This is a genomic window from Pseudomonas sp. B10 (assembly GCF_900156235.1).
GTDB classification, from domain to species: Bacteria; Pseudomonadota; Gammaproteobacteria; order Pseudomonadales; family Pseudomonadaceae; genus Aquipseudomonas; species Aquipseudomonas siliginis.
In genome coordinates this window covers 5477653-5491996 of sequence record NZ_LT707063.1, presented here as the reverse complement: position 1 = coordinate 5491996, position 14344 = coordinate 5477653, and the positions used below count along the sequence as shown (strand labels likewise).

12 protein-coding genes are annotated in these 14344 nt (G+C 60.7%); 6 read left to right on the top strand and 6 right to left on the bottom strand.

Translation table 11 applies throughout. The annotated features are described in order from the left end of the window. Nucleotides 1-142 precede the first annotated feature (142 nt). The 6 genes from BXA01_RS24940 to cobA all read left to right on the top strand — a co-directional run bounded on the left by BXA01_RS24940 (nt 143) and on the right by cobA (nt 9714). Nucleotides 143-1354, top strand: a complete 1212-nt coding sequence (locus BXA01_RS24940; RefSeq protein WP_016773839.1) for a nitrate/nitrite transporter — start codon at nt 143-145, stop codon at nt 1352-1354. A gap of 7 nt (nt 1355-1361) precedes the next feature. Further along, on the top strand, nt 1362-3032 hold the full coding sequence (locus BXA01_RS24935) for a bifunctional protein-serine/threonine kinase/phosphatase (protein WP_076566904.1): 1671 nt from the start codon (nt 1362-1364) through the stop codon (nt 3030-3032). Nucleotides 3033-3451: 419 nt separating this feature from the next. Further along, entirely contained in the window at nt 3452-5905 is a 2454-nt protein-coding gene (nirB, locus tag BXA01_RS24930) for a nitrite reductase large subunit NirB (RefSeq protein WP_016773837.1), read from the top strand. Beyond that, entirely contained in the window at nt 5902-6219 is a 318-nt protein-coding gene (nirD, locus tag BXA01_RS24925; protein ID WP_016773836.1) for a nitrite reductase small subunit NirD, read from the top strand. Before nirB ends, nirD begins: the two co-directional genes overlap by 4 nt. After that, nucleotides 6219-8930 (top strand): nitrate reductase, encoded by a 2712-nt coding sequence (locus BXA01_RS24920; protein WP_076566901.1) that lies wholly within the window; start codon nt 6219-6221, stop codon nt 8928-8930. The genes nirD and BXA01_RS24920 overlap by 1 nt, the downstream gene beginning before the upstream one ends. 13 nt (nt 8931-8943) lie before the next feature. Beyond that, nucleotides 8944-9714: a uroporphyrinogen-III C-methyltransferase gene (gene cobA, locus BXA01_RS24915; protein WP_076566898.1), complete on the top strand. Its 771-nt coding sequence runs from the start codon at nt 8944-8946 to the stop codon at nt 9712-9714. 69 nt (nt 9715-9783) lie between these two features. Here the strand turns inward: cobA and BXA01_RS24910 are convergent, their stop codons facing one another. The 6 genes from BXA01_RS24910 to rraA all read right to left on the bottom strand — a co-directional run bounded on the left by BXA01_RS24910 (nt 9784) and on the right by rraA (nt 14254). Further along, the gene (locus BXA01_RS24910; protein ID WP_076566895.1) at nt 9784-10818 is read right to left on the bottom strand and encodes an OmpA family protein; all 1035 of its coding nucleotides are present in this window, start codon (nt 10816-10818) and stop codon (nt 9784-9786) included. A 107-nt stretch (nt 10819-10925) separates the two neighbouring features. Then, entirely contained in the window at nt 10926-11516 is a 591-nt protein-coding gene (gene sigX, locus BXA01_RS24905; RefSeq protein WP_016773832.1) for an RNA polymerase sigma factor SigX, read from the bottom strand. Between the two features lie 90 nt (nt 11517-11606). Continuing rightward, nucleotides 11607-12431, bottom strand: a complete 825-nt coding sequence (locus tag BXA01_RS24900; protein ID WP_016773831.1) for a mechanosensitive ion channel family protein — start codon at nt 12429-12431, stop codon at nt 11607-11609. 2 nt (nt 12432-12433) lie between these two features. Next, complete coding sequence (locus tag BXA01_RS24895) at nt 12434-12682, bottom strand: hypothetical protein (protein WP_003223293.1); 249 nt, start codon at nt 12680-12682, stop codon at nt 12434-12436. A 63-nt stretch (nt 12683-12745) separates the two neighbouring features. Continuing rightward, nucleotides 12746-13741 (bottom strand): zinc transporter ZntB, encoded by a 996-nt coding sequence (locus tag BXA01_RS24890; protein WP_016773830.1) that lies wholly within the window; start codon nt 13739-13741, stop codon nt 12746-12748. Nucleotides 13742-13762: 21 nt separating this feature from the next. Then, on the bottom strand, nt 13763-14254 hold the full coding sequence (gene rraA, locus BXA01_RS24885) for a ribonuclease E activity regulator RraA (RefSeq protein ID WP_016773829.1): 492 nt from the start codon (nt 14252-14254) through the stop codon (nt 13763-13765). Nucleotides 14255-14344: the final 90 nt, after the last annotated feature.

Here is a 14344-nt window from a genome sequence, read left to right as displayed (position 1 = left end):
CTCACCCCGTTCGCCCCTCGGCGAATCAGGTAGCGGCGTTTTTGCGTTTTGGCCCCACAGAGCGGGGCCGGTGGTGCGGCCGTGAGGCGCTCCACCTGCTGTGCATGACTCCTTTCGAGACTCTTTTCAGCCGAGGTGCGCGATGAATTCAAGCTTCTGGAAATCCGGCCATACCCCGACCCTGTTCGCGGCCTTCCTGTATTTCGACCTGAGCTTCATGGTCTGGTACCTGCTCGGCCCGCTGGCGGTGCAGATTGCCGCCGACCTGCACCTGACCACCCAGCAACGCGGCCTCGTCGTCGCCACGCCGATTCTCGCCGGCGCGGTGTTGCGCTTCGCCATGGGCATGCTCGCCGATCGCTTGTCGCCGAAGACCGCCGGACTGATCGGCCAGGTCATCGTCATCTGCGCGCTGTTCGGTGCGTGGAAACTCGGCATCCACAGTTATGAACAGGCGCTGATCCTCGGCCTGTTCCTCGGCATGGCCGGCGCGTCGTTTGCTGTGGCCCTGCCGCTGGCCTCGCAGTGGTATCCACCAGAGCATCAGGGCAAAGCCATGGGCATCGCCGGTGCGGGCAACTCCGGCACCGTGTTCGCCGCGCTGCTGGCGCCAGTGATTGCCGCCGCGTTCGGCTGGAGCAATGTCTTCGGTTTCGCCCTGATCCCGCTGGTTCTGACCTTGGTGCTGTTCGCCCTGTTGGCAAAAAACGCCCCGCAGCGGCCAAAGCCGAAAGCCATGGCCGACTACTTCAAGGCCCTCGGTGATCGCGACAGCTGGTGGTTCATGTTTTTCTACAGCGTCACCTTCGGCGGCTTCATCGGCCTGGCCAGCGCGCTGCCCGGTTACTTCAACGATCAATACGGTCTGAGCCCGGTGACCGCCGGCTATTACACCGCTGCCTGCGTGTTCGGCGGCAGCCTGATGCGGCCGCTGGGTGGCGCGCTGGCCGATCGCTTCGGCGGCATCCGCACCTTGCTGGCGATGTACACCGTCGCTGCGATCTGCATCGCAGCGGTGGGCTTCAATCTGCCAAGTTCCTACGCGGCGCTGGCGCTTTTCGTCTGCACCATGCTCGGCTTGGGCGCCGGCAACGGTGCGGTTTTCCAACTGGTGCCACAGCGTTTTCGTCTGGAGATCGGCGTGATGACCGGGCTGATCGGCATGGCCGGCGGTATCGGCGGCTTCGCCCTCGCGGCCGGCATGGGCGCGATCAAGCAAAGCACCGGCAGCTATCAACTTGCACTGTGGTTGTTCGCCAGCCTCGGTGTGTTGGCGTGGTTTGGCCTGCACGGCGTCAAGCGTCGCTGGAGAACCACATGGGGCTCGGCGGCAGTAACGGCGGCGCGGGTCTGAAGCCTCAATGGCCCTGCAACTGAGCTTCGCCGAAGCCAGCGCCACCGGCCCGCGCGCGGAGAATCAGGACGCCCTGCGCTCGGTGACACCGGCGCCGACACTGGCGGTGAGCAAGGGTTATCTGTTCGCCATCGCCGACGGCGTCAGCCAATGCGCCGATGACGGCCTCGCCGCGCGTTCGACCTTGCAGGCGCTGGCGCTGGACTACTACGCGACGCCGGAAACCTGGAGCGTGGCCCAAGCGCTGGATCGCCTGCTGCTCGCGCAAAATCGCTGGCTGCAGGCCAACGGCGGTGGGCAACCGCTGTTGACCACGGTCAGCGCGCTGGTGATGCGCGGTCGACGCTTCACCCTCGCCCACGTCGGCGATTGCCGGGTCTATCGCTGGCACGCCGAGCGCTTGCAGCGCATCAGCGAGGATCACGTCTGGGAGCAACCGGGCATGCAACACGTGCTCAAGCGTGCGCTCGGGCTCGATCAGCATCTGGTCCTGGATTTCCTCGACGGCGAACTGCGTGAGGGCGAAAGCTTCGTGCTGCTCAGCGACGGCGTCTGGTCGACCCTGGGCGATACCGCGATCGCGGCGATTCTGCGCGATCAAGCGGATCTGCCCAGCGCAGCGCAAACCTTGGTCAACGCCGCTCATCTGGCCGGCAGTCAGGACAACGCCAGTGCCCTGCTGGTGCGCGTCGATGCGCTGGGCGAAGCGAGCATTGGCGATGCGCTGGTGCAATTGCAGCAATGGCCACTGCCGCCAACGCTGAAACCCGGGCAAGCGTTTGAAGGCTGGCAGGTGCAAGGCATCATCGGCCAGAGCCAGCAATCATTGCTGTATCGCGTGCTCGATAGTCAGGGCCAGCCTTGGCTGTTGAAGACCTTGCCGACGCGGCTCGCCGACGATCCGCAAGCCGGGCAGGCGCTGCTGTCGGAAGAATGGTTCCTCAAGCGCGTGGCCGGCCGGCATTTTCCGCAGATCCATGCCTGCACTCAGCGTCAGCATTTGTATTACGTGATGCGTGAATATGCCGGGACGACGCTGGCCGACGTGTTTCAACTCAGCGGTCCGTTGCCTTTGGCGCAGTGGCAGGACATCGCCGAGCGGCTGTTGCGCGCGGTCGGGCTGCTGCATCGACGGCAGATTCTGCATCGCGACATCAAACCGGAAAACCTGCTGCTGGGGGATGACGGCGAGCTGCGCCTGCTGGATTTCGGCCTGGCTTATTGCCCGGGACTGTCCGAGGACGCGCCGTCGACCCTGCCAGGAACGCCTAGTTTCATCGCCCCGGAAGCGTTTCGTGGCGAGTCGCCAAGTGCGCAGCAGGATTTGTATTCGGTGGGCGTCACCCTGTATTTCCTGCTCACCGGGCATTTTCCCTATGGCGAAATCGAAGCGTTTCAGCGGCCCCGATTCGGCCTACCGGTGAATGCCAGTCGCTATCGCCCGGACTTGCCGGAATGGCTGGCGCAAAGTCTGGAACGTGGCGTTGCCGCCGATCCGCAGCAACGCTTCGAAACCGCTGAAGAGTGGCTGCTGGTGCTGGAACAGGGTGAGCGGCAAAGTTTGAGTGTGCGACCCCGGCCTTTGTTGGAGCGGGAGCCGTTGAAGGTCTGGCGGACCATGGCGCTTCTGGCATTGCTGGGGAATGTGGTGCTGCTGGTTTTGTTGTTTCATGGCTGAGATTGAGTTGTGCCATTCGCGAGCAGGCTCGCTCCCACAGGAGATTGGTGTCGTTCGCAGACACCTTGTGGGAGCGAGCCTGCTCGCGAAGGCATTCGGCGTCACACCGCATAACCCCAAGAATTAACGCGCCACGAACGAGCAACACGCCTCGATTCGGTGCAAAAACACCTCCTGTCACAACCCCAATCCCCAATAAATCCGCGTCCACCCAAGTTGGCACAACCACTGCATTACCCCAATCACCATACATAAAGCCCAACCTTCAACGACGAAGGCTGCGCTTCCCGAGAGAACGGGACCAGGACAAAGGCGTCCTCGCTAGGCAACTAGCGGGACGCCTTTTTTTGTTTGCGCAAAATTTGTCGAGCAAGGCCCGACGGCCCACCAGAGGCCAGCCGCAGCTCCCGGAGAACCTGATGAAAAAACTCAAACTGGTGATGATCGGCAATGGCATGGCCGGGGTGCGTACCCTGGAAGAACTGCTCAAGCTGAGCGACGAGCTCTACGACATCACCGTCTTCGGCGCCGAACCGCACACCAACTACAACCGCATCCTGCTGTCGCCGGTGCTGGCCGGCGAGCAGACGTTCGAAGAGATCGTCCTCAACGACCTCGACTGGTACCTGGAAAACAACATCAAGTTGCTGCTCAACCGCAAAGTGGTGGAGATCGACCGGGTCAAACGCCGAGTGATTGCCGAGGACGGCACCGAGGCCGAGTACGATCGCCTGCTGATCGCCACCGGCTCGACTCCGTTCATCCTGCCAATCCCCGGCAACACCTTGCAGGGTGTGATTGGCTATCGCGACATCGCCGACACCCAGGCCATGATCGACACCGCCAGGACCCACAAGCACGCCGTGGTCATCGGCGGCGGCCTGCTCGGCCTCGAAGCGGCCAACGGCCTGATGCTGCGCGGCATGCACGTCACCGTGGTGCACCTCGGCGAATGGCTGCTGGAGCGCCAACTGGACAAGACCAGCGGCCAGCTTCTGCAATCGGCGCTGGAATCCCGTGGCCTGCATTTCCGCCTGTGCGAACAGACCCAAGCCCTGCACGACGCCGGCAATGGCCGGGTCGGCTCGGTGCAGTTCAAGAACGGCGACATCATTCCTGCCGATCTGGTGGTGATGGCCGCCGGCATTCGCCCCAACACCGAACTGGCAGAAAAGGCCGGCATTCCGTGCAATCGCGGGATTCTGGTCAACGACACCCTGCAAACCTACGACCCGCGCATCTACGCAATCGGCGAATGCGCCAGCCATCGCGGCATCGCCTACGGTCTGGTCGCGCCGCTGTTCGAACAGGCCAAGGTCTGCGCCAATCACCTCGCGCAACTGGGTTTCGCTCGCTATCAGGGTTCAGTGACCTCGACCAAATTGAAAGTCACCGGCATCGACCTGTTCTCCGCCGGCGACTTCATGGGCGGCGAAGGTACCGAGACCATCACCCTCTCCGACCCGATCGGCGGCGTGTACAAAAAACTGGTGATCAAGGATGACGTGCTGGTCGGCGCCTGTCTGTACGGCGATACGGCAGATGGCGGTTGGTATTTCCGGCAGATTCGTGAGAATCACGCCATAGGCGAGATCCGCGATCACCTCATGTTCGGCGAAAACGCCCTAGGCGACGTAGGACATCAGGGCCAGGACAAAGCCATGGTCATGGCCGACAGCGCCGAAGTCTGCGGCTGCAATGGTGTGTGCAAGGGCACCATCGTCAAGGCGATCCAGGAACACGGCCTGTTCAGCGTCGATGAAGTGAAGAAACACACCAAGGCTGCCAGCTCCTGCGGCTCCTGCGCCGGGCTGGTCGAGCAGATCCTGATTAACACCGTCGGAGGCGCGGCGGACGTCAAACCGAAAAGCGAAAAAGCCATCTGCGGTTGCAGCGATCTCAACCACGGGCAGATTCGTCAGGCGATCCGTCAGGAACACCTGCTGACCATCGCCGAGACCATGAGTTACCTGAACTGGCGCACACCCAATGGCTGCGCGACCTGTCGCCCGGCGCTCAACTACTACCTGATTTCCACCTGGCCGGGCGAGGCCAAGGACGATCCGCAATCGCGCCTGATCAACGAACGCGCCCACGCCAACATCCAGAAGGACGGCACCTATTCGGTGGTGCCGCGCATGTGGGGCGGCGTGACCAATCCATCGGAACTGCGGCGGATCGCCGATGTGGCCGACAAGTACAACGTGCCGATGGTCAAGGTCACCGGCGGTCAGCGCATCGACTTGCTGGGGATCAAGAAACAGGATCTGCCCGGCGTGTGGAAAGACCTCGACATGCCGTCCGGCCACGCCTACGGCAAATCCATCCGCACCGTGAAAACCTGCGTCGGCAGCGAGTTCTGCCGCTTTGGCACGCAGAACTCGACGCAACTGGGCATCGAACTCGAGCACGACCTGTTCAACATGTGGTCGCCGCACAAAGTGAAGCTGGCCGTGTCCGGTTGCCCACGCAACTGCTCGGAAGCGGGCATCAAGGACGTAGGAATCATCGGCGTCGACTCCGGCTGGGAGATGTACATCGGTGGCAACGGCGGGATCAAGACCGAAGTCGCCGAGTTCTTCGTCAAACTGAAAACTGCCGAGGAAGTCCGCGAATACAACGGCGCATTCCTGCAGCTCTACCGCGAGGAAGCCTTCTACCTCGAACGCACCGTGCATTACCTGCAACGGGTCGGCATGGAGCACATCAAGAAGAACGTGCTCGAAGACGCCGAGCGGCGCAAGGCCCTGAATGAGCGCCTGCAATTCTCCCTGTCGTTCGAACAGGACCCGTGGAAGGAGCGGCTGGCGCAGCCGCAACTGAAGAAAGAATTCGACGTGATCCCCGTGAAAAACCTGGAGGTGCCGGCATGAACTGGCTCGATATCTGTGCACTGGAAGAGATCAACGCCCTCGGTTCGCGGATCATTGCCGGACCGAAAGGTGACATCGCGATTTTTCGTACAAGCGACGACGAGGTTTTCGCCCTCGATGATCGCTGCCCGCATAAGGGCGGGCCGCTGTCGCAGGGTCTGATCTATGGCAAACGCGTGGCCTGCCCGCTGCACAACTGGCAGATCGACCTCGAAACCGGCGAAGCCCAGGCGCCGGACATCGGCTGTGCGCACCATCATCCGGCGCGAGTCGAGAATGGCCGGGTGCAACTGGCCCTGCGGGACGCCATCTGATGAACCGCCAGACGACCGCCTCGACCTGCTGTTACTGCGGGGTCGGCTGCGGCGTACTGATCGAGCATGACGGCGAGCGCATCCTCGGCGTCAGCGGCGATCCGGCGCACCCGGCCAACTTCGGCAAACTGTGCAGCAAAGGCTCGACGCTGCACCTGACCGGCGACCTCGCCGCCCGCGCCTTGTACCCGGAACTGCGCCTGGGCAAAGGCCTGGCGCGCAGCCGTACTGACTGGGATACGGCACTGGAACACGCCGCCAACGTGTTTGCCGAAACCATCGCCGAACACGGCCCGGACAGCGTGGCGTTCTACATCTCCGGGCAGTTGCTCACCGAGGACTACTACGCCTTCAACAAACTGGCGCGGGCGCTGGTCGGCACCAACAACATCGACAGTAATTCGCGGCTGTGCATGTCCTCGGCGGTGGTCGGCTACAAACGCAGCCTCGGCGCAGATGCCCCGCCGTGCAGTTATGAGGATCTGGAGTTCAGCGACTGCGTGATGATCGTCGGCAGTAACATGGCCTACGCACATCCGGTACTTTTCCGTCGACTGGAGGAAGCCAAATCCCGTCGCCCGCAGATGAAAGTCATCGTTATCGACCCACGTCGCACCGACACCTGCGATTTGGCTGACCTGCATCTGGCGATTCTTCCGGGTACCGATGTCGCCTTGTTCCATGGGATTTTGCATCTGCTGCTGTGGGAAGACTGGGTCGATCGCGATTTCATCAAGGCGCACACCGAAGGCCTCGCCGAACTCAAAACCCTGGTGCGCGATTACACCCCGCAAATGGTTTCGCAACTGTGCGGCATCAGCATCGAGCAACTGCAGCAATGCGCAGAATGGGTCGGCACTGCGCCGAGCTTCCTGTCGCTGTGGTGCATGGGCCTGAATCAGTCCAGCGCCGGCAGCGCGAAAAACAGCGCGCTGATCAATCTGCACCTGGCCACCGGGCAAATTGGCCGGCCCGGTGCAGGACCTTTCTCCCTGACGGGTCAGCCAAATGCCATGGGCGGACGGGAAACCGGCAGTCTGTCCAATCTGCTACCCGGCCATCGTGATGCCGGCAATGCGGAACATCGCGCCGAGGTGGCAGCGTACTGGGGCGTCGAGAGCTTGCCCGAGGCGCCGGGCCTGAGCGCCATCGAACTGTTCGAAAACCTGCGCAGCGGAAAAATCAAAGCACTGTGGATTGCCTGTACCAACCCGGCGCAATCGATGCCCGATCAGAGCGCAATCCGCGCAGCGCTTGAGGCCTGCCCTTTTGTGGTATTGCAAGAAGCCTTTCGCACCACCGAAACCGCTGCATTTGCCGACCTGCTGTTACCCGCCGCCAGTTGGGGCGAGAAAGAAGGTTCGGTGACCAACTCCGAGCGGCGCATTTCCCACGTGCGCAAAGCGGTTGTCGCACCGGGCGAAGCGCGGCCGGACTGGGCGATCACGGTGGATTTCGCACAGCGTCTGGAGAAACGTCTGCGCCCCAGGCAGCCGAGCCTGTTCGCTTTCGATCAACCTGCGCAGTTGTTTGATGAATTCAAAGCGCTGACCCGTGGGCGAGACTTGGATCTGTGCGGAATCAGTTATGCCTTGATCGACGAGATCGGTCCGCAGCAATGGCCCTTCCCTGCTGGCGCCCGCCAAGGCACGCCACGCTTGTACAGCGACGGCATTTTTCCTACAGCCAATGGCCGCGCGCAGTTCATTGCCGATCCGTACCGCGCCGCCAAGGAACAACGCGACGCGCGCTTCCCGCTGACTTTGATCACCGGTCGCCTGCGTGACCAGTGGCACGGCATGAGCCGCACCGGCACCGCCGCGCAATTGTTCGGCCACGTCAGCGAAGCCGTGCTGAGCCTGCACCCTGACGAAATGCGTCGGCACCGCTTGCAGCCCGGTGATCTGGTCAATCTGAAAAGCCGCCGTGGCGCGGTGATTGTTGCGGTCGGCAGCGACGACAGCGTGCGTCCGGGCCAGGCGTTCCTGCCGATGCACTGGGGCGATCGCTATCTCAAGGGCGGCGTCAACACGCTGACCTTGCCGGCGTTTGATCCGCTGTCCAGGCAACCGGAGCTCAAGCACAGCGGCGTGCGTCTGGAGGCAGTCAACCTGCCGTGGCAACTGTTCGCTTTGATCGAGGGTGATGTTCAGCGGCATTTCGAGACGCTACGACCGCTGTGCGAGGCGTTTTCCTACGTCAGCCTCAGCCTTGTCGGGCGTGAGCGGCCAGCGTTGCTGATACGCGCTGCACACGGCCAGGCGCCGGATCCACAGCTGCTGGGCGAGATCGACCAATGCCTGTCCTTGCTGGATGGCCCGGTTCTGGCCTACGACGATCCGCGTCGCGCCATTGGCAAGCGGGTGCGCATCGAGAACGGCCGTATCACTGCGATTCGTCTGGCCGGCGAAACCCTTGCGCAACACTGGTTGCAGAGCCTGTGGCTGGAGGGCCGCGCCGACCAACAACTGCGGCGCTGGCTGCTCGCGCCGATGAGCGCGCCGCCGGGCGCTGTCGGAGCGATCGCCACCGACAAGACCTTGTGCAATTGCGAAAACGTCAGCCTCAACGCAGTCTGCGCCGGCATTCGCCAAGGCCTGGATCTGCAAGGCCTGAAAAACAATCTCCGATGCGGTACGCAATGCGGTTCCTGCGTGCCGGAAATCAAGCGTCTACTGGCTGCCGAAGCGCGGCCGGTCGCGGTCATTTAACGAGGACAACACCATGAATGCGAAAGTCTGGCTGGTGGGCGCAGGCCCTGGCGATCCGGAGTTGCTGACGCTCAAAGCGGTGCGCGCGTTGCGCGAGGCCGATGTGGTGATGATCGATGATCTGGTCAACGACGCGGTGCTGGAGCACTGCCCGGCTGCGCGGGTGATCCCGGTGGGCAAACGCGGCGGCTGCCGTTCGACCCCGCAGGCGTTTATCCATCGGCTGATGCTGCGTTATGCGCGCCAGGGCAAATGCGTGGTGCGCCTGAAGGGCGGCGATCCGTGCATTTTCGGCCGCGGTGGTGAGGAAGCACAGTGGTTGCGCGAGCGCGGGGTTGAAGTGGAACTGGTCAATGGCATCACTGCCGGGCTGGCCGGGGCGACGCAATGCGATATTCCGCTGACGTTGCGTGGCGTGGCGCGCGGGGTAACGTTGGTGACTGCGCACACCCAGGATGACAGCCAGTTGAACTGGCAGGCGTTGGCGCAAGGCGGGACGACGCTGGTGGTTTACATGGGCGTGGCCAAGCTGGGCAAGATTCGTGATCAGCTGCTCGCCGGAGGGATGGCGGCGCATACGCCAGTGGCGATGATCGAAAACGCCTCTTTGGCGCATCAGCGTGAATGTCGCAGTGATCTGACTGCGATGGCTGAGGATGCCTCGGCGTTTGAATTGAAAAGCCCGGCGATTCTGGTGATTGGTGCGGTGGCGGCTGTTGCTCAAGAGCAAAAGATCGCAGCCTTCGGCAGCTCCGGGACGGCGTACAACGTGCAGGCGCTTTAAGCGTCAAAGCCAAATCGCAGACAAAGAAAAGCCCGGCCTGAGCCGGGCTTTTCCATCAGCGGCAGCTAATTACTTAGCTTGAGCTTCAACCTGCGCTTCTACGCGACGGTTTACAGCGCGGCCAGCTTCAGTTTTGTTGTCAGCAACTGGGCGGGATTCGCCGTAGCCAACAGACTGAACGCGGGACGATTCAACACCGTACTGGTTGGTCAGAACCTGCTTAACGGCGTTTGCACGACGCTCGGACAGTTTCTGGTTGTAAGCGTCAGGACCGACGGAGTCAGTGTGACCTTCAACAGTAGTGCTGGTGGATGGGTACTGCTTCATGAAGTCAGCCAGGTTTTTGATGTCGCCGTAGCTGTTAGGCTTGACTACCGACTTGTCGAAGTCGAATTTCACGTCCAGCTCAACACGAACAACTTCAGCAACTGCTGGGCAGCCATCAGCGTCAACAGTTACGTTGGCTGGGGTGTCCGGGCACTTGTCAACGTTGTCGCAAACGCCATCGTTGTCGCTGTCGGAGCAGACTTCAGCAGGTGCTGGAACTGGAGCAGCAGCTGGCTTGGAGCCGCCACCGAAGTTCACACCGATACCGACGCTAGGAGCCCACTCGGTGTCGCCCTGGTCGATGTTGTACTGAGCTTCAACGCCGGCACGGGCGTAGAAGTTCTCGGTGAAGTACAGCTTGGCACCGCCGCCAACGTTGGCGAAGGTGGAACGGTTACGACCGTTCGAACCGTTCTGGTCGATGCTCTGGTCAGAGAAACCGGCCGAAACGTATGGACGAATCATGTCGCCTGGGTTGTTGAAGTGGTACAGAGCGTCCAGAGCGGTGTTAGCGCCTTTGACGTTCTTGCCATCGTCGGCACGTACGTTGTGCACTTCGTCGTAGCCCAGACGCAGTTCAACGTCGTCGGTCAGGAAGTAACCGATCGAACCGCCGAACAGGTTGCCGTTGTTCTTGAAGTTACGAGCGCTGTCGAATTGTTCTTTCTTAGCGAAGCCTTCGATTTCAACTGCGCCTTGGCCTTGTGCCAGAGCGCCGAACGAAGTGGCGGCAATCAGAGAACCAATGGCCAAGCCCAAGGTGTTTTTCAGTTTCATCCGTTAAATCCCCATCTGGTGATTGTGAAGCAGTCCCGCAAACCGGGGGACAACTCGGCGGCAAGTCTATCAGAACTTGCCTACACGTAAGAGATATTTGCGCTGAACTAAGTTTCAGCAATGCCTGCAAATTTCTCACGCAATTTATCTAGAGCGCGTTTGTAACGCATTTTTGTCGCACTCAAACCCATGTGCATGATGTCTGCGATCTCCTGAAACTCCAGCTCTGCGACAAATCGTAGCACCAGAATTTCGCGGTCAATCGGATTCACATACACCAGCCAGCGATCAAGCCCACCCTTCTCCTCCGGCTTCGGCGCCTTTTCTTCAGACGCTTCTTCAAGAGGGTCCAGACTGAGAGCGTCCATCAAGCGACGCTTACGCCGTTCCTTCCGATACTGCGTGATGCATTCGTTGTAAGTGATGCTGTAAAGCCAGGTTTTGAACTTCGATTTCCCCTCGAAGTTCTTCAGGCCGTACAGCACCTTCAGCATCACTTCCTGACAGACATCGTCTGCGTCGCGATCGTTCCCAAGATATCTCGCGCAGACGTTAAATAATGTTCGCTGGTAACGCCGCATCAACTCTTCGTAGGCGCGCGTTACGTGAAACAGCTCGGTATGCGAGCGCGCGACCAACTCCTCATCAGAGAGCTCGCGGGGGTCGTAGCGCGTGGATAGCGGTTGGGCTTTATTCAAAACAAGTCGTGCCGACAGTCAGGTCAATGTCCGCCACAACCAGCCTCGGCTGGCATTTTGCGGCGGCATACATTAGCAGGGTTTGCCGGTTTAGCGGCTACTCACATGCTGTTCCAGCAGGATCCGATTGGAGAGAGAGACTAGCTCACCCTCATCGGTCAGCAATGTGGTTTTAACCGTGCCGATCTCTTCGATCTGGCCTTCGACCTCGCCAACACGCACTTGTTGCCCAACCTCGTACAGCTCACGCACATAGATTCCCGCAAGAATCTGACCGGCGATTTCCCGGCTTCCCAAACCCATGGCCAGTGCAACTGCCAGACCAACGGTAATCAATACGATGACAATTACATGGTTCAGCAGGTCGGTCTTGACCTCGAGCTGGCTGATCGCAACCGAGATGCTGATGATGATCACCAGCCCCTGCGCGATCCGTCCCAACCCGGAAGCGTAGTCCAGCCCTACGCCTTCTGCTGCGCCGCGCACCAGCCCGTTGGCCAGTTGCGCCAGCAGGACACCGACCAGCAACACCAGCGCGGCGCCGAATACTTTCGGCAGATACAACGCCAGCATGTCCAGCGTAGCTGAAACTCGCTCGAGGCCAAGGGATTCTGCCGCAGAAACCAGAAAAATCAGCAGAACGAACCAGTAGACGATTTTACCGATCAGCGTCGAGATCGGCACTTGCAGCCCGGCGCGCGACATCAGCTTGGTCAGCCCGGTGCCGCCCATCAGGCGATCAAGGCCCAGTTTTGCGAGCAATTTGGAGAGCAAGGTGTCGAGCAGCTTGGCCACGACGAAACCCAACAGCAGCACAACCAGTGCGCCGAACAGGTTCGGAATGAAATTAGCGACTTTGGTCCACAACGCAGTCATTGCAGTGACGAGGCTCTGAGTCCAGAGATCAAGTTCCATATTCAATCAGCCTTATCAGCAGTGCGAGCAGTAGTTTTACGAAGACGGGAAACCGGCGAGACATGCGCCGAGCCATTGTTCAGGGCGATCATCAGCGCGGGCAGCCAGCGGCCCAGCAGGCTGAAGAGATCACCGGCGCCGACCTGGCGGTTGGCGGTTTTGAGTACGCGGCCCAGGCACGCATCGTCGTCGCGGCTGGACGGCGAAGCGTTGAGCATGTCGCGCAAAGACTGTTCAAACGGATCGTGCATACGCACCTCTCGTGATGTCTGTGAAAGACGCGGGCAGATTTACTCGGGTCACATGCGCCATGTTCACACCCAGCGCAATCGACGGAACAACCACCACTGACCGAACGCCAGGGCGAGTACCGTCAAGCAGGCAATCAGGAAACCATACGGGCTTTCAGCAAACGGAATACCACCGACATTGATGCCGAGCAGACCGGTGATGAAACTCATCGGCAAGAAGATGCAGGTAATAATGCCGAAGCGGTACATGGTCCGATTCATGTGCACGCTCAAACGCCGGTCTTCAGCCTCCAGCACAAGCCCCACGCGCTCTCGGGTCAATTCGAGCTCTTCCAGATAACGGGTCAGGCTGTTGTTCAATTCGTTCCAGTAGTCGGCGTCGTCTTCGACGAACCACGGCAATTTTATCCGTGTCAGCTGTCCGAAAATATCCCGCTGTGGGGCGAGAAAACGCTTCAGCCCAGCGGCTCTGCGGCGGATGTGCAAAATGGCCCCATGCTCGGGGGTATACCGTTCGTCGGCGTCGAGTTTTTCTTCCTCTTCATCCACCACTTCCGACAGGCACGTGACCAGATCCTGCACTTTATTGGTGAGGAACTGCGCCAGATACAGCATCAATTCCGAGGAAGTTTTCGGCCCTTTGCCCTCACCCAGCAGCGCCAGCAACTCATCCGTAGCGCGCAACGGACGCAAGCGCAGGGAAATCACTCGCTGAGCCGAGGCGAAAATCCGCACCGAGACCATGTCTTCCGGCTCGGCGCCCGGGTTGAGATTGACCCCGCGCAGAAACAGCAACAGCTCGGAGTCGGGCAATGGCAACAGACGCGGGCGGGTGTTCTCTTCCAGCAGCAGATCGCAGGTGAATTCGTTGAGCCCGCTGGACTTGCGCAACCAGGTTTGGGTCTGTGGATGGCTGCGATCCCAATGCAGCCACAGGCTTTCATGGGCCTGCAGCTGCAAATCGTCGAGCTCAGTCCGGGCTATCGAACGCGCACCGCCCTTGCCGTCCAGCACCAGGGCATGCACCAGCCCCCATTGCGCGTTTTCTTCCTCGAACATCCGCATCCCTTGTCGAAAAGCTTATTCAGGCATTTTCAGCGGGCTCGGCGACACGATCACGCCGTTGTTGTCCGCATAAATGTATTGGCCTGGGTGGAACGTCACGCCGGCGAAAGTCACCGGGACGTTGAGGTCGCCGATGCCGCGCTTGTCGGTTTTCATCGGATGGCTGGCCAGCGCCTGCACGCCGAGATCGGTCTGGGCGATGACGTCGACGTCACGGATGCAACCGTAGATCACCAGCCCTTCCCAGCCGTTCTGCGCGGCCTTGGCGGCGATCATGTCGCCCAGCAGGGCGCGGCGCAGCGAACCGCCGCCATCGACCACCAGCACTTTGCCTTTGCCGTTGAGTTCGGCCTGCTCCTTGACCAGCGAATTGTCTTCGAAGCATTTGATGGTCACGATTTCGCCGCCGAAGGAATCCCGGCCGCCGAAATTGCTGAACATCGGTTCCAGCACCTGCACCAGCTCCGGGTAGGCGTCGCACAGGTCAGGCGTAAGGTAATGTTCCATCGAAAAACTCCTGTAACAAGGAAGACGATCAAGGATGCCGCATTCTGATGAGACGAGTTCCGGCGGTCGCTGTTTACCTTAGTCCATGCC

Coding starts and splice junctions, on each gene's coding strand:
- BXA01_RS24940 (WP_016773839.1), top strand. CDS start 143: ATGAATTCAAGCTTCTGGAAATCCGGCCATACCCCGACCCTGTTCGCG.
- cobA (WP_076566898.1), top strand. CDS start 8,944: ATGAATGCGAAAGTCTGGCTGGTGGGCGCAGGCCCTGGCGATCCGGAG.
- BXA01_RS24920 (WP_076566901.1), top strand. CDS start 6,219: ATGAACCGCCAGACGACCGCCTCGACCTGCTGTTACTGCGGGGTCGGC.
- nirD (WP_016773836.1), top strand. CDS start 5,902: ATGAACTGGCTCGATATCTGTGCACTGGAAGAGATCAACGCCCTCGGT.
- BXA01_RS24890 (WP_016773830.1), bottom strand. CDS start 13,741: ATGTTCGAGGAAGAAAACGCGCAATGGGGGCTGGTGCATGCCCTGGTG.
- BXA01_RS24910 (WP_076566895.1), bottom strand. CDS start 10,818: ATGAAACTGAAAAACACCTTGGGCTTGGCCATTGGTTCTCTGATTGCC.
- rraA (WP_016773829.1), bottom strand. CDS start 14,254: ATGGAACATTACCTTACGCCTGACCTGTGCGACGCCTACCCGGAGCTG.
- BXA01_RS24935 (WP_076566904.1), top strand. CDS start 1,362: ATGGCCCTGCAACTGAGCTTCGCCGAAGCCAGCGCCACCGGCCCGCGC.
- BXA01_RS24895 (WP_003223293.1), bottom strand. CDS start 12,682: ATGCACGATCCGTTTGAACAGTCTTTGCGCGACATGCTCAACGCTTCG.
- nirB (WP_016773837.1), top strand. CDS start 3,452: ATGAAAAAACTCAAACTGGTGATGATCGGCAATGGCATGGCCGGGGTG.
- BXA01_RS24900 (WP_016773831.1), bottom strand. CDS start 12,431: ATGGAACTTGATCTCTGGACTCAGAGCCTCGTCACTGCAATGACTGCG.